Here is a 24,576-nt window from a genome sequence, read left to right as displayed (position 1 = left end):
CCGCCTTTTTCTTTGCTTGACAGACGCTTACCTGCAGCCAACCCTAACACCGGTTCTGAAGGAGGTGCATATGGCTCGCCGTTTTGTCGATTTGTCCGTTCCGCTGGAAACCGGGATTGTGTCTGATCCGCCGATCATGCTGCCTCAGATCGAATACCTGACCCATGATCAGACTGCCGAACAAGTGATGTCCTTCTTTCCTGGGCTAAAGAAAGACGATCTGCCGGGCGGCGAGGGCTGGGCCATCGAACGCCTGCAAATCGCTACGCATAATGGCACCCATCTGGACGCGCCTTACCACCACCATTCGACGATGAACAAAGGCGAGCGGGCCATCACAATAGACGAGGTCCCTCTGGAATGGTGCATGAACCCTGGCGTGAAACTGGATTTCCGCCATTTCGACGATGGCTATGTAGCAACCGCCGCGGATGTCGAGGCGGAGTTGAAGCGGATTGGTCACGACCTGCAGGCATTGGACATTGTGGTCGTGAACACCTCGGCCGGGACGCAATACGGGCAGCCGGACTACCTGACTAGGGGCTGCGGTATGGGGCGCGAGGCGACCTTGTACCTGACCGAACGCGGGGTGCGGGTGACCGGAACCGATGCCTGGAGTTGGGACGCACCGTTTCCCTTGACCGCGCAGGAATATGCTGAGACGCAGGACGCATCGATAATCTGGGAAGGGCACCGGGCCTCGATGGAGGTTGGGTATTGTCACATGGAAAAGCTCACAAACCTTGAAACCCTGCCGCCAACGGGGTTCGAGATTTCCTGCTTCCCGTTCAAGATCAAAGGGGCCTCAGCCGGATTTGTCCGCGCGGTGGCGATCTTTGATACCCAACAAGGAGACCCCGATGGAAATGACGCCTGAAACACGCGTTGGCCATGACGGACCATATGATGCGCCTGTCGAGTTTCGCGGGTTCACGGCGCGGCCCGAATGGATCGATTACAACGGCCATATGAACGTTGGTTACTACGGCGTGGCGTTTGACAATGCGCTCGAACTGTTGATGGTCGACCACCTTGGTCTGGGTGAGGCACAGGTCAACGCGATGGGGCAGGGGCCTTACATCCTGCAGTCGCATATGAACTTCCTGCGCGAAGTCCTCGAGGGTGAGGCGTTCAGCATCCGATTTCGTCTGTTGGATGCCGATCACAAACGCGGTCACTATTTTGCGCAGATGGTTTCGGAGAAAGATGGGGTCGTCTGCGCTACGCAAGAAGCGCTATTCATGAATGTCAGCCACACCACGGGGCGATCGGTTCACTACCCGGATTGGGCAGTGACCCGGCTACAGAAAATGGTTCAGGACCATGCCTCACTGGACCTGGCACCAGAAGTTGGGCAACCGATCGGCATTCGAAAAAAGCAGACCGTTTAGTAGTCGCGGGAAAAGAAAACCCCGACCCCGGTTTCACCCCGGCCATCCACCGTGCCTTTGACGGTGAAACTATCGGTCACATCCAGGTTCAGGTTCACTTCGGTGTCGCCCTCGGTATTGACGGTGAAGTCGGTGTAGAGGTTGTCGCTGAGGTAGGCACCGGCCCCGAACCGGCCAGCACCGCCATCGGACACCCCGATATCTACCGTGTCGACCCCCGTTGAATCGCGCAGTCCTTTTGTGGCGTCGCCGCCTGCACCGCTCAACTGGGCCAGCGAGGCCGCCATTTGCGCGATCACAAAGGGCGACAATTCCGAAAAGCGGTTGCCGAACAGCAGCATCGCCAAGGCCTCTTCGGCGGGGCGTTCCGGGTCCGAGAACACGTTGACCTCGGGCGCGTCCAAAGGCCCGGCGATTTCGATGGTGGCCGAACCGTCGGAGGTGCTGGTTGTGGATTCGAACTCGATATACGGGGTCAGGTCGCCCTGCAGCGTCACCAATCCTTTGGTCAGGGCCAGTCTGCGGCCCAGAATGTCGAAATTACCCCGGATCAGCTCAATTTGTCCGGAGGGGATAACCGAAGCTGTCGTGCCGCCGATATTGATCCGTCCGCCCAGTTCCGCATTCACCCCGCGCCCGCGTACAAACACGGCTTTGGGGGCCAGCAGACTGATGTCCAAGGCGATGCGAGAGTTGCTTTTTTGCCCGCCCTCTTTTTCAACCAGGCCCGCACGTTCACGGGTCAGGAAGCCCGCGCTGGTTTCGTTCACGTGCTGGATCTCGGGGATGGGTGCAGCCCCCAAAGCACCGGTTGCGGCTGCAAGGTTGATGTTGGTTTCGTCGAACGTGATCTGACCGGCGATTGAGCTGTTTCCGGCCAGCGCGCCGGTCATCGCAACCTGGCCGTTCAGCGTCGTTTCAAACAGCAGTTTATCCGTCAGAACCAGACTATTGAGCGCGGCAACGATGTTCGCGTTGAATGGCGGCTTAAGGTCAACTGGACCGTTGACGGTGAAGTTGCCACCGGCACGGGGACCACCGCTGAGCGATATCGTGGCGCGGCTTTGCGCCAGTTCGACGGAGCCGCTGATGCCGGTGAACGTTTGTCCCACGTCGGGTAGGGCCAGAGATGTGCCAGAGGTGGTGATCGAGCCGGACAGTGACTCAAGCGCGGGTTTTCCGGACAATTTCAGGTCATAGCGGGCGGTGCCATCAATCTTGTTGGGGGTTATGAACAGGTTGGCGATGCCCAGATTGACGCCGCCGGTTGCGGCCAGGTCTGCTTCACCGCTGCCTTCATCGAAGGTACCTGAGATGCTGCTGCTGATCTCTGCCGGGCCTTCGGCCTGCGTGTCGATTGTCCAGACACCCTTGTTGCGCTTGGCCGTGCCCGTGGCGGCGATGGTGCCGGGAAACTCGGGCGCGAACCGTTCGATCCGGTTGAACTTGGCATCAAAATCCAGATCGGCCGTCCCGTCGCTGTCTACTGTGCCCTCAAGCTTGGCATAGGAACTATCAGGGCCGTTCAGGTTCACGGTGCCCTCCAACCCGGAAGAGGTCGGGGCCACATTTCCGTCCAATGTCAGCGGGCCGGAGAGGGTGTTCAGAATGCGCGCCAGATCATCCAGCCGGACCGAGTAATCCAGCCCGCCGGACTGGCGGTCCAGTTTGCCAGAGGCGGTTGCGGTTAGGGCTGTTCCGTTCAGGCGGAAGGTTCGAATGTCGATAACCTGCGCCTCGTTCGCGGCATCGATATCCAGGGTTGTGCGACCTTGGATTAGCTTGTCGACAATCTCGATGCCGGTCTGAATGTTGTTGGCGTCCAAGTCGCCTTGAACGTCGAATTCCTTGCTGGACAGGGTGCCGTTACCCTTCACATTGGCCGAAACCGATCCGGCCAGATCACGTCCGGCCAAGCCGGATAACAGGGACAGGTTCGGCACGTTCAGTTGCGCCTGTCCATAGGCCGACAGATCACTGGTCGGGTCATCCACCACGGCCTGCAGCTGCGCAGTCAGCGCGCGGCCATTGACCGAGGCATTACGAATGTCGATGCGATCCGCGGTTCTGGCACCGTCCCATTCGATCTGCGTGCGCCCCGTCAGCAGGGGATCAATGTCGGTCAAACCGGTTTCTATGTTCTGGCCGATGACACTGGCCGTGCCATCAAATTCCAGCGTTTGTACCGTGCCTTTGCCTTGCGCGGTGGCCTGAACCGAACCGCTCAGCTCGCGCTTTGCCAGACCTGAGAAGACGGACAAATCCGACGCGCTGACCCGCGCTTGGCCGTCGATGGTCAGGTTGCCATCTGGCGTGGTCACAACACCACTGGCGACGGCCTTGGCGGCCTCACTATCCAGATCAAACTCGCGGATGGTGATGCCGTCTGTACCCCGGCTACCGTCCAATGTGATCGTGGTCTTTCCGGTGATCACGGGGTCGATATCGTCGCGGCCCGTGGACAAATCGCGACCCTCAACGATGACTTTACCGTCAAAGCTCTGCTCCAGGGGCGAGCCCTTGCCGGTTACGCTGGCTGAAACCTGTCCGGCAAGGTCCAGCTTGGCCAGATCCGAAAATCGCGACAGATCGGTGGCGTCCAGTTTGGCCGTTCCGTCAACCGTCAAACCGCTGGTTAGCCCGGCGATCAACGCGTCCAACGCCAGCGTGTAATCTGATCCCACAAGTTCGAACCCAGACAGGTTCAGCGACTGGTCGCTGCTGTATTCAAACTGACCGTCCAGCGTGATGCGCTGGCCCAACGCCGTCGTCAACGCCTGATCCGCCATGTCTATGCCGTCGACTGCAACCTGAACGTCACCATCAACGGTCAGAACCTCGCCTTGATCCAAGGTGCCTTGCGCTGTGATCCTTGCATCGTCCAAATTAGCCTGCGGGGATTCAAAATCGTTCGCAGTCAGGCTTAGATCCCAAAGGTTGCCGTTCTGGCGATCGAACAAAGCGGACAGTTGCGCCGACTGAATCGAGGTATCGCCACCCGCAACCGGCAGGACGACCGCCTCGCCATCCGGTGGCGTAATACGTCCCTGCAGGGCCGCTAGTTGCAGCGCCCCGCCTTCCGCCAACTGCAGTTCACCCTTCAGGTCCAATGCTTGTGTGGTGAGCTCAAGGTCTGAGATGTCCAACGCGCCTTCGGGCTTGGTTTGGCCGTCGACGAAGAGCCGGGATTTGGGTCCGAAGAAGGGGTCGATCTCAGGGCCTAGAAACGGGGTCAGATCACCATTCAAATCTGTCGTAAAGGCAATGCCGTCCGCCGCGCCGCCTTCGGCAGCTTGAAGTCGCACCTGCCCGGTGACGCGCATCTGGTCGTCACTGCTGAGGCCGATGTCGGCCGTGAAGTCCGTCAATGGCCCCGCGCCTTGGGCGGTCAGGCCGATCGGAGGACTGTCGGGAATGTTCAGCGCAGTAGAGATAAGCCCGCCCGAGGCCTCATTCACCTGCAGATCCAGATTGATCTCGCGCGAGGTGTTTTGAAACCCGGCTGTCAGTTTGATCTCATCGCCTGCGCGGTCCAACCGGATGATGTCCAGATTGGTGTCCAGCGCCCCGTCCGCCAAAGAAAGGTTGCCCGTTACATTGAGGTCTGCGGCGACACCAATCAGCGGCTCGCCCAGTGACAGTTCATCCACACGGATTTCGCCGATTTCGATAGAGACCGGTAGCTCGGGCAGCTGAAACGGTTGTGTTTCGACGGAAGCGGGCGGCTCTTCCTTGGTGGTTGTGCCAGGCGCGCGGGCAATGTCGATTTCCTGCGCTGTCAGAGAATTTACCGAAAATCGCCCCCGGATCAGCGCGAGGCGGTTCCAATCCAGTTCGGCATCCTTGATGGTCAGCCAGACGCCTTCGTCATCCGCCACGGTAATCTCAGCGATAGTCGCGCGGGCGCTTAGGGCACCTTGCAGACCCGTTACAGTGACGTTCTGGTCGTCCCCTGACAGCGTATCCTGCAGAAAACGCTCAAGCATGCTGCCGCCTTCTTCCTGCGCGGCAAGCGGCAGGGGGGCGGTCACGACCAGACCCGAAATCAACCAAGGATATGCGCGACGTCCAATCAAAATGCCTGTCCGATCCCGATATAGAACTGCAACCCGTTGCCCGTATCGCCCTGCACCGGGACGGCGAGGTCAAGTCTTAGCGGGCCAAATCCGCCCAGATCGTACCGGACCCCAAGCCCGGCACCCGAATGGTATTCTGCCCCGCTGCCGATGAACGAGGAGGTGTCGACCGTACCGTAATCGTAAAACCCGACCAGCGATATGGCTTCCGTGATTTTGCCTCGCACCTCGGCGGACAGTCCAAGGAACGATTTCCCGCCCGCCACGCCTGTGCCGACCGGAATCCCAAGGCTTTCATAAGGCTGACCACGCACCGTTCCGGCACCGCCTGAGAAAAACAGAAAATCCGGGGTCACACCATCGGGCGAGGGGCCTAGTACCGACCCCAGCTGGACGCGGCCAGCCAGAACCAACCTGTCACTGGATCCAACGCGCGTATATCCGCGCCCATCAAAGAACAGCCGGATGCCGCTTTCGGTTTCAGATAATCCTGCAAAAGGTGTGACCTGCGAGTCGAGGTAAAATCCGCGTGTGGCGCTGACTTTGCTGTCCCGTTGGTCCCATTCCGAACGGAACGGCAGGACGAAATAGCGGAATCGGCGGTCGTCGCCATAGGCGTCATCTGCGCTCGACCATTGGAAGCCAGCTGATGCCTCTGCGTACAGACGGTCAGAGAACGTTCTTCGTGCGCCATAACCCAGAGAGGCCACCGTCACGTTGTAGTTCTCGGTATTTCGGCGCTCTAGCAGGGCGCTCCAGAAGGTGTTGTCATCCGGGCCCAGCCGGTCGGGTTGATCCAGACGCAGGCCGATCCTGCCGTCAATGTCCTCGGCTCCGCCAATGTTGCGGATGGCGGCCTCGAAACGCAAGCGCTCTGCGCGGCGGAACACGTTGCGGTGGGTCCATGTTGCGGTCAGGTCGAGCCCGTCGCGCGATGCCAGTTCAAGCCCAAAGGTCAGTTGACGTTTTGGCATATCTTCAAACGTGGCATCGAAATCCAGCGTACCGTCGGGATTGGATGTTTCACGCTCTTCAATAGCGACAACGTTAAAGGTACCGGTCCGCCGCAGCCGGGTGCCGACCTTCTGAATTTTCTCGGGAGAATAAACTTCGCCCGCAGGAAAACCGGCGATTTTTTCGATCGATCTATGGCGCACATCCGTGTCGCCCTGGATGATCATTTTGCCAAACCGCAGGCGCGGCCCCGGGGCAAGATCAATCTGCGCATCCAGTTTGTCTTGCGCATGGCGCGCGATGACCTTTTGGCTACCGACTTCCGCCTTGGCGTGCCCGGCGTTGCGCCAGCCCTGCACACCCGCCGATGCGGCCTGCTGAATGGCACCGGTTGTGGCCACTTTGCCGACCGCAAATTCTTCGGGCAACTCTGTCTCAGGTGTAACCGGCTGAACGATTGCCTCGCCAAAGGTGAACTTGGGACCGGTCTGCACCGTTATCACCGCGCGGTTGATCTGCGCTGGTACGCTGAGCGAGCTTATCTCGGCGGCCTCTATCCCATCCAGCTTGATGCTGACGACAGGGCCAAAGTAGCCCTCATCATAAAGGATCTGCACCATTGTGCGGTAATCTGACAGCGCGGCCGACAGGATTTCCAGCGGCGTATCCAAGCCACGGGATTCAGCGGTCGCAACTGATGAGTTTTCTTCAAGCCGCTCTACAAGCTCTTTTGACCCACCCGGAGCGGTCAGTGTCGTTTCCAGCGCGGCCAAAGTGGTCGGCAAGGACATAGCAAACGCGCCGAGAAGGCAAGTCGTCAAAAAGGCGCGTGGCCTGCTCCCCGGCATGTGATAGCTCCAACTGCCCCAAGTCGAAATCTCTTTGGCCGTCTTATGGATAGCGACGGCTGCTAATATTCATGTTAGAGCATCAGAGACGTCGCAGGAAAAGAGATTATCTTGTGCCGGGAGAATTTTGCAGCGTGTGTGGTGGATCGGTCTCGGGATCAGGATCCGGCGTTGCGGAACCAGCGGATGATGGCCTCGCGGTCTTCGGGTTCCATATAGGTGACATTGGCGGGCGGCATGGCGTGGCTGACGCCGGCCTGCAGATAGATTTGCTGCGCATTTCGGGCGATGTCACCTTCGGTTTCTAATAGAACACCTTTAGGGGCCCACAGGATGCCCTCCCACACGGGTTCTCGCGCGTGGCACATGGAGCAGCGCCCCAGAACAACGTCATGCGCCTGTTCAAACCCATCCGCAGCGGCGAACTTCTGTTCGTAAGGCGTCAGCGGCTGCGCCTCGGCCTCTTCCAATGGTTTGTACATCGGGGCAGTGGACAACCACATGATCGCGATGAACAACAGCGCAGTCACAAGCCAGGTCCAGGTTGGATCCCCGGCCCGAGCGTGGCGCGTGTTGAAATAGTGCCGGATGGTTACGCCCATCAGGAAGACAAGCGCAGCGATAATCCAGTTGTATTCGGTGGCAAATGCCAGCGGGTAGTGGTTCGACAGCATCAGGAACACGACCGGCAGCGTGAGGTAGTTGTTGTGGGTCGAACGCAGCTTGGCAATCTTGCCGTATTTCGGATCAGGCGTTCGGCCGCTCTTCAGATCATCCACCACGATCCGTTGGTTCGGCATGATGATGAAGAACACGTTTGCCGTCATAATGGTGGCCGTGAAAGCCCCGAGATGCAGCATCATCGCGCGCCCGGTGAAGATCTGGTTATACCCCCAACCCATTGCCACCAGCAGCACAAACAACAGCACCATCAGCAGCGTGGGGCGTTCGCCAAGCCCCGATTTGCACAGGAAGTCATAGACCAGCCAGCCGACAGTCAGCGAGGCTGCCGAGATCAGAATACCCTGCCACAGTGCCAGATCGGCCTTTTGTGCATCAATCAGATACAGCTCTCCGCCAACCCAGTAGACGATCATCAGCAAGGCCGCCCCGCTGAGCCATGTCGCATAGCTTTCCCATTTGAACCAGGTCAGGTGGTCCGGCATGCGCTCTGGCGCGACCAGATATTTCTGGATGTGGTAGAAGCCACCGCCATGCACCTGCCATTCTTCGCCATCCGCAGGGCCTGGGACGTCGCGATTCAGGCCAAGGTCCAGCGCGATGAAGTAAAAGGATGATCCGATCCAGGCGATAGCGGTGATGACGTGCAGCCAGCGCACGGCAAAAGCCATCCAATCCCAGAACACGGCAAAGTCGTACATGCGAAAGCTCTCCGGTTGGTTGCTGCCACACTAGGCAACGGGCACTTTCTTCGGTATTCCCGGATATTGTCAAACTGTGTCAAAAAAAACGAAAAGATGTCCTACCTCGACAATATCCGAACCTTTGTCCGTGTCTATGATCTGGGCAGCATGTCCGCGGCGGGGCGTGACCTGCGAATCTCGCCCGCAGTGACGTCGGCGCGGATTTCTCAACTCGAGGACCACTTGGGTGTTCGGTTGTTCCAAAGAACAACTCGCAACCTCAGTCCGACCGAGCAGGGACGCGCGTTTTATCCCGGTGCGGTGGCGGTTTTGGATGCGGTGGATGAGGCCGAGGCGCAGGTCGTCCATCTGACCGAAGCCCCGCGTGGGTCGTTGTTCGTGGCGGCTCCGCTGGGTGTTGGTCGAAGATTGTTGGCCCCGCATGTGCCTGACTTTCTGGCGGAATACCCCGAGATCGATGTGCGCTTGCGGTTGACTGACCGATCCGTCGACCTAACCACCGAGGGGTTGGATCTGGCCTTCTTCATTGGCCAGCCCGAAGATAGTACCTTGCGTATCCGCAAGATTGCCGACTGCCCGCGCGTATTGTGCGCGGCCCCGGCCTATGTCGAACGCAGGGGGATGCCGGTGACCGGGGCCGATCTGGTCTCGCAACGGCATGAGTGCCTGAACCTGAGGTTCCCAGGCGCAACTGAGTTTCAGTGGCAATTGGAAACGCCTGACGGCCCCAAACGGTTCGCAGTGTCTGGCCGGTTCGAATGTGACGACGGTGACGTGCTGACGGATTGGGCGCTGTCAGGGCAGGGGATCGCGATGAAGCCGGTTTTTGAGGTGGCCGAGCACCTGAGTTCCGGGCGTTTGGTGCCGGTTGCGGTCGAAACGCCGCCTGTTTCGGTGCAAATGGCGTGCCTTTATACCCATCGCCGCCATCAGGACCCCAAAGCGCGGCTGTTCATGGACTTCATGATTGAACGGATCAGCAAAGTCGTGCGCGCCTCGGAAACCTCTGACTCGTAAAGCTCCCGTCGTTGTTTGCGCCCTTCGGGCGCTACACAACCTTGGGCCGGGCACCGCGGCACAGCCGCGCTGCGTTAGTGTGGTTTCAGGCGAAACGAAAATATCTGAGCGACCGCGCCACACCCGACAGGGGGTGGCGCTTGGCCCAACCGGAGGAGCCCCGTCAGGGGTGAAGGACGGGCGGGAGCCTTGCCTGACAGCTCGGGTCAGCTGCCTCGATAGGTCGAATACCCAAATGGCGATAGCAGCAGCGGAACGTGGTAATGCGCGTCCGGTTCGGACATGCCGAAGCGAATGGGCACCTGATCCAGAAACAGCGGGTCTTCATCAACCTGTCCGGTTGCGCGTAGGTAGTCCCCGGCGAAGAAAACCAACTCATAAGAGCCGGTTTCAAACGACTCCTGCGGCAGGATCGGGCTGTTGGTACGACCGTCTGCATTGGTTTCCGTTTCTGTGATCTTACGATGAGAATTCCCGGACACGCGGTAGAGTGCAATTTTTAACCCCTCAGCCGGGCAGCCGCGCGCCGTGTCCAAAACATGGGTTGTCAGATAACCAGCCACGGAGGTCTCCTTTGATTTGTCTTTTGCTTTGTTACAGTCTGGCGCAAAGTTCGAAACAGTTGAAATGCCGAAAGAACCGGAAACAGCGTTCGGATTGATTTGATAATCATTGACGCGCTTCTGGGCTAAAGCTGTTCTGAAGCACAAGAATGGAAGAAGCCATGCAGCCCCCTCGTTATACTCGTGACATGATCGGCTACGGTGCCAACCCGCCGGACGCAAAATGGCCCGGCAATGCCAAGCTGGCTGTTCAGATCGTGTTGAACTACGAAGAGGGCGGCGAGAATTGCGTGCTACATGGCGATGCCGCGTCCGAGGCGTTTTTGTCGGAAATCGTTGGGGCTGCGCAGTGGCCCGGCCAGCGTCACTGGAACATGGAGTCGATCTATGAATACGGATCGCGTGCGGGGTTCTGGCGCTTGCACCGGTTGATGCAGGATTTGCCGATCACCGTCTATGGCGTTGCCACAGCGCTTGCACGCTCACCCGACCAGGTCGCCGCGATGAAAGCGGCAGGATGGGAGATTGCCAGCCATGGGCTGAAATGGGTGGAACACAAGGACATGCCCGAGGACGAAGAGCGCTCGCAGGTCGCCGAGGCAATCCGCCTGCATACCGAGGTCGTCGGTGAACGCCCCCGCGGCTGGTATACGGGTCGGTGTTCAGAAAACACCGTGCGGCTGGTGGCCGAAGAGGGCGGCTTTGCTTACGTCGCCGACACTTATGCGGATGATCTGCCGTATTGGATGCAGGCAGGTGGTCGGGATCAGTTGATCGTGCCCTATACGCTGGACTGCAACGATATGCGGTTTGCCACACCGCAGGGGTTCAACTCAGGCGATCAGTTTTATTCATATCTCAAAGACAGTTTTGATGCGCTGTATGCCGAGGGAGAGGTGGGCGCGCCCAAGATGCTGTCGATCGGCTTGCACTGCCGCCTGATCGGGCGGCCGGGCCGGGTGATGGCCTTGAAGCGGTTTTTGGACTACGCGCGCGGCTTTTCCGATGTCTGGTTTGCCACGCGGTTGCAGATCGCCCAGCACTGGGCCGAAACGCATCCACCTGCGCAGTATCCGAAACCTTCGCAGTTGGCGCGGGATGAATTTGTGGCGGCCTATGGAGGTATTTTTGAACACTCGGCCTGGATCGCCGAAAGGGCCTATGATCTGGAATTGGGTCCTGCGCATGACACGGCGGGTGGAATGCATAACGCTCTGACCCGCATGTTCCGGTCCGCTTCTCAGGAGGAGCGGTTGGGTGTGTTGACCGCGCACCCTGATCTGGCTGGAAAGCTGGCACAGGCGAAGCGGTTGACGCAGGAAAGCACGTCCGAACAGGCGTCGGCGAGGCTGGATGCTTTGACGGATGACGAGCGCGCGGCGTTCACTGATTTGAACCAACGGTACACCGAGAAGTTCGGCTTTCCGTTCATCATCGCCGTTCGGGATCACGACAAAGCGTCGATCCTTCAGGCGTTCCAGCGGCGCATCGAGCAGGACCGCGACACCGAATTTGCCGAGGCCTGCCGTCAGGTTGAACGGATTGCCGAGTTTCGTTTGCGGGACATTTTGCCCTCATGAGTGTTCGGATCAAGACCGCGCCTTTGACAGCTGAGGCTTTTGCCCCGTTCGGGGACGTGCTGGAGGTGGCGGGCGACCCCGACAAGATCATCAATCAGGGCCAGTGCGGCCGGTATCATGATCTAGCACGGCTGGATTTCGCGGACGGGCGGGCGGGGATAAGCTTGTTTAACGCCAACCCAAGGGCGTTGCCGTATGAGCTGGACATGGTCGAACGGCATCCTGAGGGCAGTCAGGCATTCATACCGATGACACATCAGCCTTTTTTGGTCATCGTGGCCGCTGACGAGGGTGGTGGACCGGGGCAGCCGAAAGCGTTTGTCACCAAACCCGGGCAGGGTGTGAACTATTTTCGCGGCACTTGGCACGGGGTGCTGACGCCGTTGCATGGGCCGGGCTTGTTTGCCGTGATCGACCGGATTGGAGTGGGCAGCAATCTCGAGGAATACTGGTTCGAAACCCCGTTTGAGGTTGCCGAAGGCTAGGGTTCTCCCGCCCAGTCCCGGCGCATCAAAGATGCTTGTGACCCGTTGGGCTGGGCAGCGCGCGGGCAAGCCCGCCCGCTGCGGTACCGCGGGTCAATGCTGTGTCATCAGGCGGGCAACGTCCAACATGCGGGCGGAAAAGCCCCATTCATTATCATACCAGCCAAAAACCCGGATTTGATGATCCCCGACCATGCGTGTTTCGGGGCCTGCGATCACAAGTGACTCAGGCCGGGTGCGTAGGTCGGACGAGACCAGCGGCTGATCGGTCCAGCCCAGAATGGGTGATGCCAGAGCAGCAGCCCGCAGTTTTGCCTGAAACGATTCTGCTGGCATACCACGCTCTAGCGTCGCCACTAGATCGATGGCCGACACGCTGGCGGTTGGGACGCGCACTGCCGCGCCTGTGATGCGACCGGCCAGATGGGGAATGACTTCGTCTATCAGATGCGTCGCGCTGGAGGTGGTGGGTACCATCGACAACGCTCCCGCTCGGGATCGGGCCAAATCACCGCGAGGGGCGTCCACCATCGGTTGGCTGTTTGTATAGCAGTGGATCGTCGTCATATGCGCTGAGGCGATGCCGCCGATCTGGTCCAGCACCTTGACCAGAGGCGCAAGTCCGTTCGTCGTGCATGAGGCATTGGACACGATACGTGCATTGCCCAGTTGATCTTCGTTGGCACCCAGAACAACGGTGATTTCGGTCGCGGGCGAGGGGCCAGAGATCAGCACCTTGCCGGCCCCGGCGGTCAACCCTTGGCTGGCCACATCCGAGGTGCGCGCGACGCCGGTGCAATCCATCAGAACATCGACGCCTGAAAGATCGACATGCGCCAGGTTGGGGCTGTGCGTCATTGGAAACGAACGCCCATCGACGACCAAGACCCCGTCGCCTTGTTCAACGGTGCCCGGATAGGGGCCAAACGTGCTGTCGTATTTGAAAAGGTAGGCGCAGGTCTCAAGCGGGGCGATATCGTTGATCAGCACCAACTCGATATCTGCGCCCTGCGGCATAGCCAACAGCTGCCGCAAGATCGTGCGGCCGATGCGGCCGAATCCGTTGATTGCAAGTTTCATGCGCAAGCTATGGCAGCGCGCTGCCAATAGCTCAATGCCCGTTCTGACCTATGGTCAGTTGCAGCTGACCTGCGAGAAGAACTGGCCGGAAATGTTCTGATACATACTGGCCACAATGGGGCGGCATCCGGTCGCTTGCTGAATGGCAGCGATAGCCTGAAGGGTGCGCAGTCGCGGTGGCGGGCCAAACGGGTTCAGATTGTTGTTGTCGCGCGTCGCACGGTACACAACCGGAGCGTCCGAGACCTGCGTCACCGCCCAGGTGCGGCTCATGACGAACACCTGTTTGGTTTCTTCCTTTGCGGCGACAGGCGTTGCATCAAATGCTGTCAAACCAATTCCTGCTGCAAGTGCCAGCATCGTTACGCGCAGTACCATTGAACAATCTCCAGTGCTAAAAACCGCTGTTATTTCACCAGATTCAGGGGCTTCTGTGAAGCCCAGCGTGAAAAAAAGCGCTTAAAAGCCTAGCGTTTGGGCAACGTCAGCGGCATGTGCCGGTTCACATCCTTGTAAAGCAGGTACCTAAACCGCCCCGGTCCACCCGCATAACAAGCCTGCGGGCAAAACGCGCGCAGCCACATATAGTCACCGGCCTCGACCTCGACCCAGTCCTGATTCAGGCGATAAACCGCTTTGCCTTCCAGCACGTAAAGCCCGTGTTCCATCACATGAGTTTCGGCGAAGGGAATTACGCCTCCGGGTTCGAAATTGACGATGTTGACGTGCATGTCATGGCGCAAATCCTGCGGATCGGCGAAGCGAGTCGTGGACCAGCGGCCTTCGGTGCCGGGCATTTCGTTCGGTGTGACGTCGCGCTCATTTGTGATGATCGGATCGGGTGCGGGCAGCCCGGGCACAGCTTCGTAAGCTTTGCGAACCCAATGAAAGCGCGCGGTTTTTTCGGCTCGATTGTGCAAAGTCCAGTCCGATTCCGGTGGGATGTAAGCGTATCCGCCGGTGTCCAGAACATGGACCTGACCGTTCAACGTCAGGGTCACCTCGCCCTCGACCACAAACAGAACGCCTTGTGCTTGGGGGTCTGTTTCCGGGCGGTCGCTGCCGCCGCTGGGCTGAACCTCCATGATGTACTGTGAAAACGTCTCGGCGAACCCGCTGAGAGGGCGGGACAGAACCCAGAGCCGGGTGCCCTCCCAAAATGGCAGGAAGCTGGTGACGATGTCGCGCATCGTGCCTTTGGGGATCACCGCATAGGCGTCAGTGAACATGGCGCGGTCGGTCAGAAGTTGGTCTTGTCCGGGATGTCCGCCTGTCGGCGCATAGTAGGTCGGCTGTGCCATTTGATGCCTCTGGTTCGTTGTTCGGGTACTATGAGGGGATTGATCGGGCGCTCCTAGCGGCCGAGTCGCGATAGGTTTGTTCGGTATTATTTGAAGGTCGGGCGGCAGGGCTTGGCCGCAGTTCGCCCGCGGTATAGTCTTGAGGTCAAACTTATTTCAGCAAGGCGAGAAGATCATGAAAGCCTGGATTTCACCCCTGTTTGCTGCCGCCATTCTGGTCGGCGCAGGTTCACTGGCGCAAGCCAAGCCAATTTCGAGAATCATTGCCGAGATGGGCTTGACCCCCGAGGACTTCAGCGTCGTGAACGCGACAACCACCGAGATACTTGCTGGCGGAATGCCCCAGGTCGGGACCGAGCGGAACTGGTCAAATGCAGACACCGGATCAAAGGGTACGGTGCGCGTGCGTGAGGTTCGCGACAACTGCGTGCATTTTCAGCATTTCATCCAACCCGCAGGGGCCGAGCAACCGCGCGAGGTAAGAACCCGCAACTGTCGGGATGCCAGTGGCAACTGGGTTCTGGCTCCTTGATCGAAGCTCAATAGCCGCGCGTGCGATCGACCTCGTGCAGCAGCGGTGCGCCTGAGGACAAGCGACGGAAGTTCTCGGCCACGTCAGCCAAGGCCTCGCCCAGATGCCAGCCCGAGACGTGAGGCGTGATCGTGACGCCGGGATGTGCCCATAGCGGGCTGTCCGCGGGCAGCGGCTCTTTGTTGGTCACGTCCAGAACGGCGCGACCGGGCGTTCCGCGGTCCAAAGCTTCGATCAGAGCAGATTCGTCGATCAGATCTCCGCGTCCTGCGTTCAGCAATTGGCTGCCGGGTTTCATGGCCGCCAGCATGTCAGCGTCGAACAAACCAATGGTTTGCGGGGTGGATGGCAGAATGGCGCAGACATGGTCGCATTGCCCCAAGACTTTTGGCAGCGCGTCGTCCCCATGCAGGCAGGTGACGCCTTCGATTTCCTTCGGGGAACGGCTCCAACCGACGACCTGAAACCCGATGGCGCGCAGCATCCGCGCGCTGCGGGCACCGATATGGCCCAAACCCAACACGCCAACCACGGTGTCAGGTGAGAATCCCGGAGCTTTGGGCAACCATTCGGACTTGCGCTGGGCGGCTTCGTGAAACGCCATGTTGCGCTGACGATGCAGGATGTAGGCCACGAACCACTCGGCAATGCCCTGCGCCGGTGCGTCGGGCTTGAGGCGGGCGATGCGGACGTGATCGGGCAGGTTCGGGTTGCTGACAATCGTTTCGACCCCGGCACCCAGTTTCTGCACCAGTTTCAGGTTCGGCAGCCTTTTCGGGTGGTCATTCTGCAGCCCGACAACCGCGACCATCGTGATCTCGCCTGCGTCACCGATCGTGTCGGGTGTGCGTACATCCGTATCGGGGTGCATTTTTCGGATTTCATTGGCGATGTCATCGTCACTCATCCAGTCGGACAGCCCGGTTTCGATCAACAGCGCCATAACTCATCCCCCGTAGTTTCATTTTGATTGAGTTGACGTCCCGTCACACAGCTAGACATCACGTCCGCAGCTAAGTCATTCTCTGCTCAAAGGTAAAGCCCGGTCTTTGGGCCTGAGGAGGGAAACTCATGAACATGTCATTCGGCCTGCGCGAAGAAAACCGCGCTCTGCTGCAACGCGTTGCAGATATGATCCGGGACGAGATCATGCCGCTGGAAGAGGAATATCAGGCCGAAATCGACAAGGGTGACCGCTGGCAATACACCGAGCGTCAGGCAGAGATTCTGGAAGGGTTGAAAGCCAAGGCCAAAGCCGCAGGGTTGTGGAATTTCTGGCTGACGGACAGCGACAAGGGTTTTGGACTGAGCACGGTTGAATATGCCTATTTCGCCGAAGAGATGGGCAAGACGCCCCTCGGCGCCGAGGTCTTCAACTGCTCGGCCCCCGATACCGGCAACATGGAAGTGTTCGAGCGGTATGGCTCGGACAAAATGAAAGAACAGTGGCTGAAGCCGCTGCTCAACGGCGAAATCCGGTCGGCCTATCTGATGACGGAGCCGGATGTGGCGTCTTCGGATGCGACGAATGTATCGATGTCCTGCGTGCGGGACGGGGAAGACTATGTTCTGAACGGCGAAAAATGGTGGTCGTCCGGTGCGGGCGATCCGCGCTGCAAGGTTTATATCGTCATGGTCAAGACAGCAGGTGACGAGCAGCCCAAGCACAAGCGTCAATCGATGATCGTGGTCCCAGCTGATGCGCCAGGTATCGAAATTCTGCGTCCCATGCAGGTTTATGGCCACGATGACGCCCCACACGGCCACATGCACATCCGATTTACCAACGTCCGGGTCCCGGCCGACAGCATCCTGTTGGGCGAAGGGCGCGGGTTCGAGATTGCCCAAGGCCGTCTGGGGCCGGGCCGTATCCACCACTGCATGCGCGCGATTGGTCAGGCCGAGTCGGCGCTGGAACAGATGTGCAAACGCGCGTTGCAGCGCGAAGCGTTCGGCAAGAAACTGGCACAACTGGGCGCGAACTACGATATCATCGCCGAGTGCCGGATGGAGATCGAGATGGCCCGCCTGCTGTGCCTGAAAGCCGCCTGGTACATGGATCAGGGGGACGCCCGTGCGGCGGCCCCTTGGATCAGCCAGATCAAGGTCGTCGCTCCGCGCGTCGCGTTAAAGGTCATCGATGAGGCCGTGCAAATGTTTGGCGGGCAGGGGGTCAGTCAGGATACTCCGTTGGCTACGGCTTGGACCCATGTGCGGACGTTGCGGTTGGCCGATGGGCCGGACGCGGTGCACCGCCGTCAGGTGGCCCGGGCCGAGTTGAAGAAACATACTCAGGAAAAAGTCTGAGGGATACGACCGTGTTGAAACCGGATCCAAGCGAACAGACCTATTTCCACATCCGGGCAGATGGAGCCTTCATAGGCAATGATCCAGCACGGGGGCCGTGGTCTGCAGATCACTGCCATGCCGGGCCAGTCAGCGGCTTGATCGTTCGCGCAGCAGAGACCGAGGTCGGGCCGGAGAAGATGCTGACCCGGTTGACGGTGGACCTGCTGCGGCCGCTCCCGCTTAGCGGTCTGCGGGTGGCCGCTGAGACCACGCGCCATACCAAGACGCTGGCGACGACTCGTGTCACGGTCCACGATCAGGACGACACCTTGTGCGCCACGGCCACGACCATGCATATGGCGCGCCGCGATTTGGGGCCTGTTCCAAATGTCTCTCTGCCAGCCCCATTGCTGGATGACGCGGTAACGGGGCCTTTCCCGATTGGCGAGGTGCGTCATGGTCTGCCGGGTTTTGCGAACCACTCGGACATCCTCTACCCCAAGGGGGGCAATCAGAAGGCCGGGCCAAAGACGGTTTGGATGCGTACGCCACCCTTGCTGGAAGGCGAGGCGCAATCTCCGATCCAGTCGCTGTGCCCGCTTGCAGATTGCGGCAACGGCATATCGTGGAATGCGCCAACGTCTGAAATGGGGTTCATGAACACCGATCTGACCGTGCAAATTCACCGAGAGCCTATTTCAGACTGGCTGGCCTCGCAGTCCGTGTCACATTGGCAACCATCGGGAATAGGGATGTCGCAATCGGTTCTGTTCGATACCGAAGGACCGGTCGGAACGGCCCTGCAGACCCTGGTATTGTTCCCGCCCGCGTGAAGCGCTTAGCCAGTTCCTGCGCGGCGGCATCGAAACGCATTGCCGGGCACCGGGCAAAAGCCTATCTTTCACCTATGCGCTGGCTTGTAACCATACTGTCCTGCTGTCTGCCGATCCCTGCATTGGCTCACCCGCATGTCTTTATCGACACCGGATTGGAGTTTGTTGTGGATGACGCAGGCCAGCTGACCCACGTCCGGGTGACTTGGGCCTATGACGAGCTGTATTCGCTGTTCCAGCTTGAGGAAATGAAGCTGGACCAGGATTTTGACGGAGTTCTGACGGAAAGCGAAAAGAAGTTCCTGTCAGGTTTCGATGCCGAATGGGTCGAAGGGTATAACGGCGATCTCGTGGTCTATGCGGACGGCGCGCCAGTGTCTCTGTCCGGCCCGATGGAGGCGCAGGCCACGACCGAGGATGGCCGCATCGTCACCACCCATCTGCGCGAAGTCGCCGGGGGTGGGGTGCCTGCCAATGCCATCACGGCGAAAGCTTTTGATGAGACTTACTACACCGCCTACGAGGTGACACGCCCGGTGACCGTTTCCGGGCCTTCGTCGTGCCAGATCAGCAGGATCGACCCAGATATTGATGGCCAGCTGGCCCAAATGCAGGCTTTTTTACGCACCCTAGACGCAGATCTCGACCTTGAAGAAAATGATATCCCGCTTGTCGGGGAGAGCTTTGCGACCGAGATTTTCGTTTCATGTCCAAATACCTGATTGTCCCTGTCGCCATCGCTATCGGTCTGTTGCTGTGGTTTTGGGGCAGCGGCGGGTTTGACCAACTGGCCGCCTGGGCCGCTGGTGAGCAACGCGAGTTCCAGAACCAGATTGCCCGCTCTTTGCGCGCCGCCCGCGCGGAACAGCCCGAGGCCGTGGCAACGCTGCTTACCGTCTGTTTTGCCTATGGCTTTTTCCATGCGGTTGGACCGGGGCACGGAAAGGTCCTGATCGGTGGCTACGGCCTGGGTCGGAATGTGGCCTTCCTGCGCTTGTCGGCGATCAGCGTGCTGTCCAGTCTGGGGCAGGCGGTGACTGCGATTGTACTGGTTTATGCCGGGGTGCTGGTGTTTCAGATGTCCCGCGACAGCCTTGTTGGTGCAACCGAGCAAGTCATGGCCCCGATCAGCTATGGGGCGATTGCGGCGATCGGAGTATGGCTGATCTTTCGCGCTGTGCGCAGTTTTGCGCGTCGGTACCGCACCGAAAAGGCGCACCACCACGATCATGATCACCACCACGATCACGGACACAATCATCACGACCATCACCATGATGATGACGTCTGCGCGGATTGCGGACACCGCCACGGCCCCACCGCCGAAGAGGTGGCACAGGTTGGAAGCCTGCGCGAAGCCGCCGTTCTGATCGCAGGAATTGCCGCGCGCCCCTGTACAGGTGCCTTGTTCGTTCTGATCCTGACCTGGCAGATGGGCATCGCCATGGTGGGCATTGCCGGAGTCTTCGCAATGGCGCTGGGCACTGCAACCGTTACGACATTGGTTGGGTGGACCTCATTCGGGTTGCGCGGGGGGCTGCTTGCCTCGGCTTCGGCTACGCGTTTTGCCGCGGTTTTGGCCCCAACGATCGAACTGGTCGCCGGGCTGGTGATCGCAGTTGTGGCCGGTGGCCTATTGCTGCGTGCGCTTTAGTCGAAAACTGGCGCAGGATAGCCGACACGCGCCAGATACAATCCTTGCGGCGGGCAGACCGGACCGCAAGCGGCGCGGTCGGTAGCCTCCAGAGCATCCCGCACATCTTCCGGTGACCACGCCCCCGCGCCGACGCGTTCGAGGGTGCCGACAAAACTGCGAACCTGATTGTGCAGAAAGGACCGCGCGCGAACGCGAAAGTGGATTTCGGGGCCTGAGAACCCCTGAATCTGTTCAACCCGCAGCTCATCCAGAGTTTTCACCGGGCTGGCGGCCTGGCAGATCGAGGACCGGAAGGTCGTAAAGTCATGCCGCCCGATCAGCATATCCGCGCCCGCCTGCATTGCATCAACGTCCAGCTGATGATTGATCTGCCAGACTTGTCCGGCGTCATGGGTGGCAGGCGCGCGACGCATGAGGATGCGGAACAGGTACTGCCGCTCCAACGCTGAAAACCGCGCGTGCCAGTCGTCGTCCACCCGCGCGGCTTTGACAATGGCCACCGGCTGCGGCTTGAGGTGGTAGTTCAACGCCTCGGACAGGCGAAAGGGGTCCCAGTCTTTGTCCAGATCACAATGGGCCACCTGACCCAGCGCATGCACGCCCGCATCCGTCCGTCCGGCTGCGGCGATGGTATGCTCACCGGGTTGCAGCCGCGACAAGGCCTGTTCGATTGCACCTTGAACAGACGGCTGATCCTTTTGCCGTTGCCATCCGGCAAACGGCTCCCCTTGGTATTCGACTTTGAGCGCGTATCTGGGCATGGGCTGCTGGTAGCGCGCCCTGCATGAGGGGGCAAGGGTGGGAAACCACTGGTATGTCCGACAACCGCTACTTATCTTGGACCAAACGATAAAAGCGGGGCGACGGTTTGGTCATCTCTTCTCTGGCAGACAGTCTTGTGCGCGGCGTCGAGTCCATTGGCGACAGCGTGTCCGAGACTTTTTTCGAGCCGGTGATCCGTCTTGGCGTCACCGGCTTGGCCCGGTCGGGTAAGACGGTTTTCATCACGTCGCTGGTGGCGAACCTCTTGGACCGCGGGCGGATGCCGGGCCTTGTTGCGCAGCAAGAGGGGCGGATCAGTGCCGCATATCTGCAGCCGCAACCGGACGACACCGTGCCCCGCTTCGACTATGAAAACCATCTGGCCGCACTGACCGGTCCGGAACCCCATTGGCCGGACAGCACTCGCGCGGTGTCTGAGCTACGCCTGTCGTTCAAGGCGCGGCCTTCTGGCTTGTTGTCGGGATTGCAGGGTCCACGAACCGTCCACCTGGATATCGTGGATTACCCGGGCGAATGGCTGCTGGATCTGGCTTTACTGGATAAGTCCTATAAGGTTTGGTCGCAGGAAACGTTGGAGCGCATTGCCAACCGGACCCAAGCCAATGCATTTCTTTCTTTGGCTCAGGGCATTGATCCAGCCGAAAAGCATGACGAACCCAAAGCGCAATCGCTGGCCAAAGAATTTGCCGCATACTTGAATGTTGCACGCGATGCCGGGTTCTATGATTGTACGCCGGGGCGGTTCCTGCTGCCGGGCGATCTGGCCGGATCACCGGTTCTTACCTTCGCGCCGTTGCCGGTCGACGGGCACAGTCCGCGTCGCAGCCTGCATCGCGAGATGGAGCGGCGCTACGAGGCCTATAAATCCCAGGTGGTGAAACCGTTTTTTCGAGACCACTTTGCGCGCATAGACCGGCAGGTCGTATTGGTCGACGCACTGGGCGCGATACACAACGGCCCGCAAGCGGTCGAAGACATGCGGCGCGCGATGGCGGATATCCTGGCAGCGTTCCGACCGGGACGGAATGCTTGGCTTAGCCAGTTGCTGCTGGGAAAACGGGTCGAACGCATTCTGTTTGCAGCCACCAAGGCCGACCATTTGCACCACACACAACACCCCCGCCTGACCAATATAATGGAAGCGCTGACGCGTGACGCGCGTGACCGCGCCAGCTTTGCCGGGGCCGAAACGGCGGCCTTATCGCTTGCTTCTCTGCGGGCCACGACCGAGGAAATTCGCGACCACGACGGTACTGAGTTGCCCTGCGTTCGCGGCACGCTTTTGGACAGCGGCAAACAGGCGGCTTTCTACCCCGGCGATCTGCCCAAAGACCCATCCCATCTGCTGGGCCCGGCGCGCAACGGGTCCGACAGTTGGCTGGGTGAGGATTATGGGTTCATGGCCTTTGCACCCGCGCATCTGACCTTGCGCCCAGGGGATGGCCCGCCACATATCCGGCTTGATCGGGCCGCTCAATTCCTGATCGGTGACCGGTTTTGATGGTCAAACTCCGCCCCGCCCGCAGCACGGATGCCGGTGCAACCGGCGAGATTTTGCACGGGTTCACCCGCGAACATGACTGGATGCCCGAACTTCATACTCGGGCGGAAACCATCGCCTTTTGTGGTCGGATGATCGAGCTTGACTGGATGACTGTGGCTGAAACGGATCTGGGGGTGGTGGGATTTCTGTCGCTCAACGAGGATGAAGTGCACTCACTCTACCTTGCGCCCAACGCGCGGGGGCAGGGAATTGGTCAGCGGTTGCTGGACCATGCCAAGGCGCGCCGGTCCGAATTGTCCTTGTTTGCGTTTCAGGCAAACCATGGGGCACTGCGGTTTTACGAACGCAACGGTTTCGTCGAAACGGGGCGCAGCGATGGTGCCGACAACGACGAAAATCTCCCGGACATCAAATTTGTTTGGGCCAGCAAAGGAGCAGCCGATGGCTAAAGGCCCGGTTCTGATAGATCTGGACGGGGATGAGCCCGCCGCCGACGTAGCACAGGCCCCTCCGGTCCCGGATATCGCGATGCCACAAGGGCAGGCGATGCAGAGCGCGGCACGCCTTGCCGCCCGCAAACCCTCGGCCCTGTCGCGCTGGTTCTGGGGATTGGCGCTGGCCGTGGTCGGGGCTGTGGTGTCCGTGGCAGCGTGGGACTTTGTCAATTCTCTGCTGTTACGCGCCCCAATCCTGGGATGGATCGTAACAGGGCTGTTCGCGGCTCTGGTATTGGTTGCATTCATCATTGCCGTGCGAGAGCTGGCCGCCATCGGGCGCTTGTCCCGCGTAGACGGGATGCGTCACGCAGCGGATACGGCCTTGGCCGAAGAAGATCTAGCTCAGGCCCGCGCGGTCACGACCCGTTTGCTGGCGTTCTACAAAGGGCGCGAGGATACCGAATGGGGCCGCGATCGACTGTCCGAGCGGATGGGCGAACAGTTTGATGCCTCAGGATTGCTGACATTGGCAGAGGATGAGTTGCTGGCCCCGCTGGACGCCGCCGCCAGCCGCGAGGTCGAGGCCGCCGCCCGACAGGTTGCAACCGTGACGGCCCTTGTCCCTCTGGCGCTGGCGGATGTGGCCACGGCGCTTGCGGCGTCGTTGCGTATGATCCGGCGCATCGCCGAAATCTATGGCGGGCGCGCCGGGTTTCTGGGTAGCTGGCGGCTGACACGGGCTGTCTTCGTGCATCTGGTGGCAACCGGGGCCGTGGCCGTCGGGGACGATCTGCTGGAGCCCGTGCTGGGCGGATCCGTCCTGAGCAAACTGTCCCGCCGTTTTGGCGAAGGGCTTGTGAACGGTGCGCTCAGCGCCCGCGTCGGCGTCGCTGCGATGGAGGTCTGCCGTCCGCTGCCTTTCTCGGACCGGCACAAACCGTCGACCCGGAGCATCATCAAACGCGCCTTGGCCGGGTTGTTTTCGAAAACTTGACCTGACGCAAAGTCATGCGGTCTGGCGGCGCGCATAGTGGTGCCAGAGCCAGCCATGACCGATCACGGACACAGCCAGCAAGAGATTGCCGCCCGCATCAACGCTCCTCCGGGGCGGGGGGTGCTGCGGGATGTTGTGTATGGGGGGATCGACGGGTCGGTCACCACCTTTGCGATCGTGGCCGGTGTTGCGGGGGCGGGTCTGTCCCCTTTCATCATCGTGGCACTGGGGCTTGCCAACGTGCTGGCGGACGGGTTTTCCATGGCGGCTGGAAACTACTCTGGCACCAAGGCAGAGCTGGACAATATCCGGCGCATCCGCGCGGTCGAGGAACGCCATATCCGATTGTATCCCAAGGGCGAACGGGCCGAGGTGCGCGAGATTCTGTCACAAAAGGGTCTGTCCGGGCAGGTGCTGGAAGACGCCACAGATGCCATTACCGCCAATCGCGACAACTGGATCAATTTGATGATCGAAGGCGAATACGGTCTGGGCAGCGTCGATCCACACCCGCTCAAGGCGGCGATGGCGACGTTTTTGGCCTTCCTTGTAGCTGGCATGGTTCCGTTGCTGCCGTTCCTGCTGTCGATGGACCGGGCTTTCGAAACTTCGGCAGCAATGACCATGGCGGTCTTTTTTGCAATTGGAGCCCTGAAAAGCCGATGGTCGCTGTCGCCCTGGTGGCGATCCGGGCTTGAAACCTTTGCGATCGGCGGGGCCGCGGCGTTGATGGCCTATTTGGTGGGCTCGTTGTTTCATCCATAGGGACCGAATTTGTTCCCTTGAAACGAAGCGTGGACCCTTGAAGCGCCGCTCCGGGTACTCTTCGCTGCAATTTACCAAACCCAGCTTGAACTTAGACTCGCG

General features: G+C 59.9%; 23 protein-coding genes. 14 read left to right on the top strand and 9 right to left on the bottom strand.

The annotated features are described in order from the left end of the window. The first annotated feature begins 70 nt into the window (after positions 1–70). Positions 71–877, top strand: a complete 807-nt coding sequence (locus GOV53_RS09245) for a cyclase family protein (RefSeq protein ID WP_170465640.1) — start codon at positions 71–73, stop codon at positions 875–877. Continuing rightward, a complete protein-coding gene (locus GOV53_RS09240; RefSeq protein WP_254439243.1) occupies positions 861–1,391 on the top strand; it encodes a thioesterase family protein in 531 nt (176 codons plus the stop codon). The genes GOV53_RS09245 and GOV53_RS09240 overlap by 17 nt, the downstream gene beginning before the upstream one ends. On the opposite strand, the gene GOV53_RS09235 is transcribed toward GOV53_RS09240, so the two are convergent. The 3 genes from GOV53_RS09235 to GOV53_RS09225 all read right to left on the bottom strand — a co-directional run bounded on the left by GOV53_RS09235 (position 1,388) and on the right by GOV53_RS09225 (position 8,651). Further along, the gene (locus tag GOV53_RS09235) at positions 1,388–5,422 is read right to left on the bottom strand and encodes a translocation/assembly module TamB domain-containing protein (RefSeq protein WP_367648767.1); all 4,035 of its coding nucleotides are present in this window, start codon (positions 5,420–5,422) and stop codon (positions 1,388–1,390) included. The genes GOV53_RS09240 and GOV53_RS09235 overlap by 4 nt on opposite strands. A gap of 41 nt (positions 5,423–5,463) precedes the next feature. Next, positions 5,464–7,212 (bottom strand): autotransporter assembly complex protein TamA, encoded by a 1,749-nt coding sequence (locus tag GOV53_RS09230; RefSeq protein ID WP_254439242.1) that lies wholly within the window; start codon positions 7,210–7,212, stop codon positions 5,464–5,466. Between the two features lie 215 nt (positions 7,213–7,427). After that, positions 7,428–8,651: a urate hydroxylase PuuD gene (locus tag GOV53_RS09225; protein WP_170465633.1), complete on the bottom strand. Its 1,224-nt coding sequence runs from the start codon at positions 8,649–8,651 to the stop codon at positions 7,428–7,430. 96 nt (positions 8,652–8,747) lie between these two features. Between GOV53_RS09225 and GOV53_RS09220 the strand changes: the two genes are divergently transcribed. Continuing rightward, positions 8,748–9,671, top strand: a complete 924-nt coding sequence (locus GOV53_RS09220) for a LysR family transcriptional regulator (protein ID WP_170465630.1) — start codon at positions 8,748–8,750, stop codon at positions 9,669–9,671. A gap of 206 nt (positions 9,672–9,877) precedes the next feature. Here GOV53_RS09220 and uraH read toward each other — a convergent pair whose 3' ends face one another. After that, positions 9,878–10,234 (bottom strand): hydroxyisourate hydrolase, encoded by a 357-nt coding sequence (gene uraH / locus GOV53_RS09215; protein WP_170465628.1) that lies wholly within the window; start codon positions 10,232–10,234, stop codon positions 9,878–9,880. Between the two features lie 161 nt (positions 10,235–10,395). On the opposite strand from uraH, the gene puuE reads away from it, so the two are divergent. Together puuE and GOV53_RS09205 are read left to right on the top strand one after the other, a co-directional pair. Continuing rightward, a complete protein-coding gene (gene puuE, locus GOV53_RS09210) occupies positions 10,396–11,814 on the top strand; it encodes an allantoinase PuuE (RefSeq protein ID WP_170465624.1) in 1,419 nt (472 codons plus the stop codon). Then, positions 11,811–12,299: an ureidoglycolate lyase gene (locus tag GOV53_RS09205; RefSeq protein ID WP_170426751.1), complete on the top strand. Its 489-nt coding sequence runs from the start codon at positions 11,811–11,813 to the stop codon at positions 12,297–12,299. Before puuE ends, GOV53_RS09205 begins: the two co-directional genes overlap by 4 nt. A 93-nt stretch (positions 12,300–12,392) precedes the next feature. Here the strand turns inward: GOV53_RS09205 and GOV53_RS09200 are convergent, their stop codons facing one another. The 3 genes from GOV53_RS09200 to GOV53_RS09190 form a co-directional block, all read right to left on the bottom strand. Then, complete coding sequence (locus tag GOV53_RS09200) at positions 12,393–13,379, bottom strand: type I glyceraldehyde-3-phosphate dehydrogenase (RefSeq protein ID WP_170465620.1); 987 nt, start codon at positions 13,377–13,379, stop codon at positions 12,393–12,395. 54 nt (positions 13,380–13,433) lie between these two features. After that, on the bottom strand, positions 13,434–13,757 hold the full coding sequence (locus GOV53_RS09195) for a hypothetical protein (RefSeq protein ID WP_170465617.1): 324 nt from the start codon (positions 13,755–13,757) through the stop codon (positions 13,434–13,436). A gap of 89 nt (positions 13,758–13,846) precedes the next feature. After that, a complete protein-coding gene (locus GOV53_RS09190) occupies positions 13,847–14,680 on the bottom strand; it encodes a bifunctional allantoicase/(S)-ureidoglycine aminohydrolase (RefSeq protein WP_170465615.1) in 834 nt (277 codons plus the stop codon). Positions 14,681–14,855: 175 nt separating this feature from the next. Between GOV53_RS09190 and GOV53_RS09185 the strand changes: the two genes are divergently transcribed. Next, on the top strand, positions 14,856–15,212 hold the full coding sequence (locus GOV53_RS09185; RefSeq protein ID WP_170426747.1) for a hypothetical protein: 357 nt from the start codon (positions 14,856–14,858) through the stop codon (positions 15,210–15,212). A gap of 7 nt (positions 15,213–15,219) precedes the next feature. Here GOV53_RS09185 and GOV53_RS09180 read toward each other — a convergent pair whose 3' ends face one another. Next, positions 15,220–16,155, bottom strand: a complete 936-nt coding sequence (locus tag GOV53_RS09180; protein ID WP_170465612.1) for a 2-hydroxyacid dehydrogenase — start codon at positions 16,153–16,155, stop codon at positions 15,220–15,222. Between the two features lie 128 nt (positions 16,156–16,283). Between GOV53_RS09180 and GOV53_RS09175 the strand changes: the two genes are divergently transcribed. The 4 genes from GOV53_RS09175 to GOV53_RS09160 all read left to right on the top strand — a co-directional run bounded on the left by GOV53_RS09175 (position 16,284) and on the right by GOV53_RS09160 (position 19,988). Then, positions 16,284–17,519, top strand: coding sequence for an acyl-CoA dehydrogenase family protein (locus GOV53_RS09175; protein WP_170465609.1), 1,236 nt, complete (start codon positions 16,284–16,286; stop codon positions 17,517–17,519). A gap of 11 nt (positions 17,520–17,530) precedes the next feature. Further along, a complete protein-coding gene (locus GOV53_RS09170) occupies positions 17,531–18,334 on the top strand; it encodes a thioesterase family protein (protein ID WP_367648766.1) in 804 nt (267 codons plus the stop codon). Positions 18,335–18,408: 74 nt separating this feature from the next. Continuing rightward, complete coding sequence (locus tag GOV53_RS09165) at positions 18,409–19,056, top strand: DUF1007 family protein (RefSeq protein WP_170465607.1); 648 nt, start codon at positions 18,409–18,411, stop codon at positions 19,054–19,056. Beyond that, the gene (locus tag GOV53_RS09160) at positions 19,041–19,988 is read left to right on the top strand and encodes a nickel/cobalt transporter (RefSeq protein ID WP_170465605.1); all 948 of its coding nucleotides are present in this window, start codon (positions 19,041–19,043) and stop codon (positions 19,986–19,988) included. Before GOV53_RS09165 ends, GOV53_RS09160 begins: the two co-directional genes overlap by 16 nt. Here the strand turns inward: GOV53_RS09160 and truA are convergent. Next, positions 19,985–20,752, bottom strand: a complete 768-nt coding sequence (gene truA, locus GOV53_RS09155) for a tRNA pseudouridine(38-40) synthase TruA (RefSeq protein ID WP_170465603.1) — start codon at positions 20,750–20,752, stop codon at positions 19,985–19,987. The two genes, GOV53_RS09160 and truA, sit on opposite strands and share 4 nt — an antisense overlap. 107 nt (positions 20,753–20,859) lie before the next feature. Between truA and GOV53_RS09150 the strand changes: the two genes are divergently transcribed. Genes GOV53_RS09150 through GOV53_RS09135 form a run of 4 tightly spaced genes read left to right on the top strand, consistent with a single transcriptional unit; the run spans position 20,860 to position 24,474 of the window. Next, positions 20,860–22,275: a YcjX family protein gene (locus GOV53_RS09150; RefSeq protein ID WP_170465601.1), complete on the top strand. Its 1,416-nt coding sequence runs from the start codon at positions 20,860–20,862 to the stop codon at positions 22,273–22,275. Further along, a complete protein-coding gene (locus GOV53_RS09145) occupies positions 22,275–22,727 on the top strand; it encodes an N-acetyltransferase family protein (protein WP_437436792.1) in 453 nt (150 codons plus the stop codon). The genes GOV53_RS09150 and GOV53_RS09145 overlap by 1 nt, the downstream gene beginning before the upstream one ends. Further along, positions 22,720–23,709: a YcjF family protein gene (locus tag GOV53_RS09140; RefSeq protein WP_170465597.1), complete on the top strand. Its 990-nt coding sequence runs from the start codon at positions 22,720–22,722 to the stop codon at positions 23,707–23,709. The genes GOV53_RS09145 and GOV53_RS09140 overlap by 8 nt, the downstream gene beginning before the upstream one ends. Before the next feature lie 54 nt (positions 23,710–23,763). Then, positions 23,764–24,474, top strand: a complete 711-nt coding sequence (locus GOV53_RS09135) for a VIT1/CCC1 transporter family protein (protein ID WP_170465595.1) — start codon at positions 23,764–23,766, stop codon at positions 24,472–24,474. The last annotated feature ends 102 nt before the right edge of the window (positions 24,475–24,576 follow it).

Source organism: Ruegeria arenilitoris (assembly GCF_013035315.1).
Taxonomy (GTDB): domain Bacteria; phylum Pseudomonadota; class Alphaproteobacteria; order Rhodobacterales; family Rhodobacteraceae; genus Ruegeria; species Ruegeria arenilitoris_D.
Note: the sequence above shows the minus strand (reverse complement) of the source record. Positions and strands in the feature narration are given on the sequence as shown.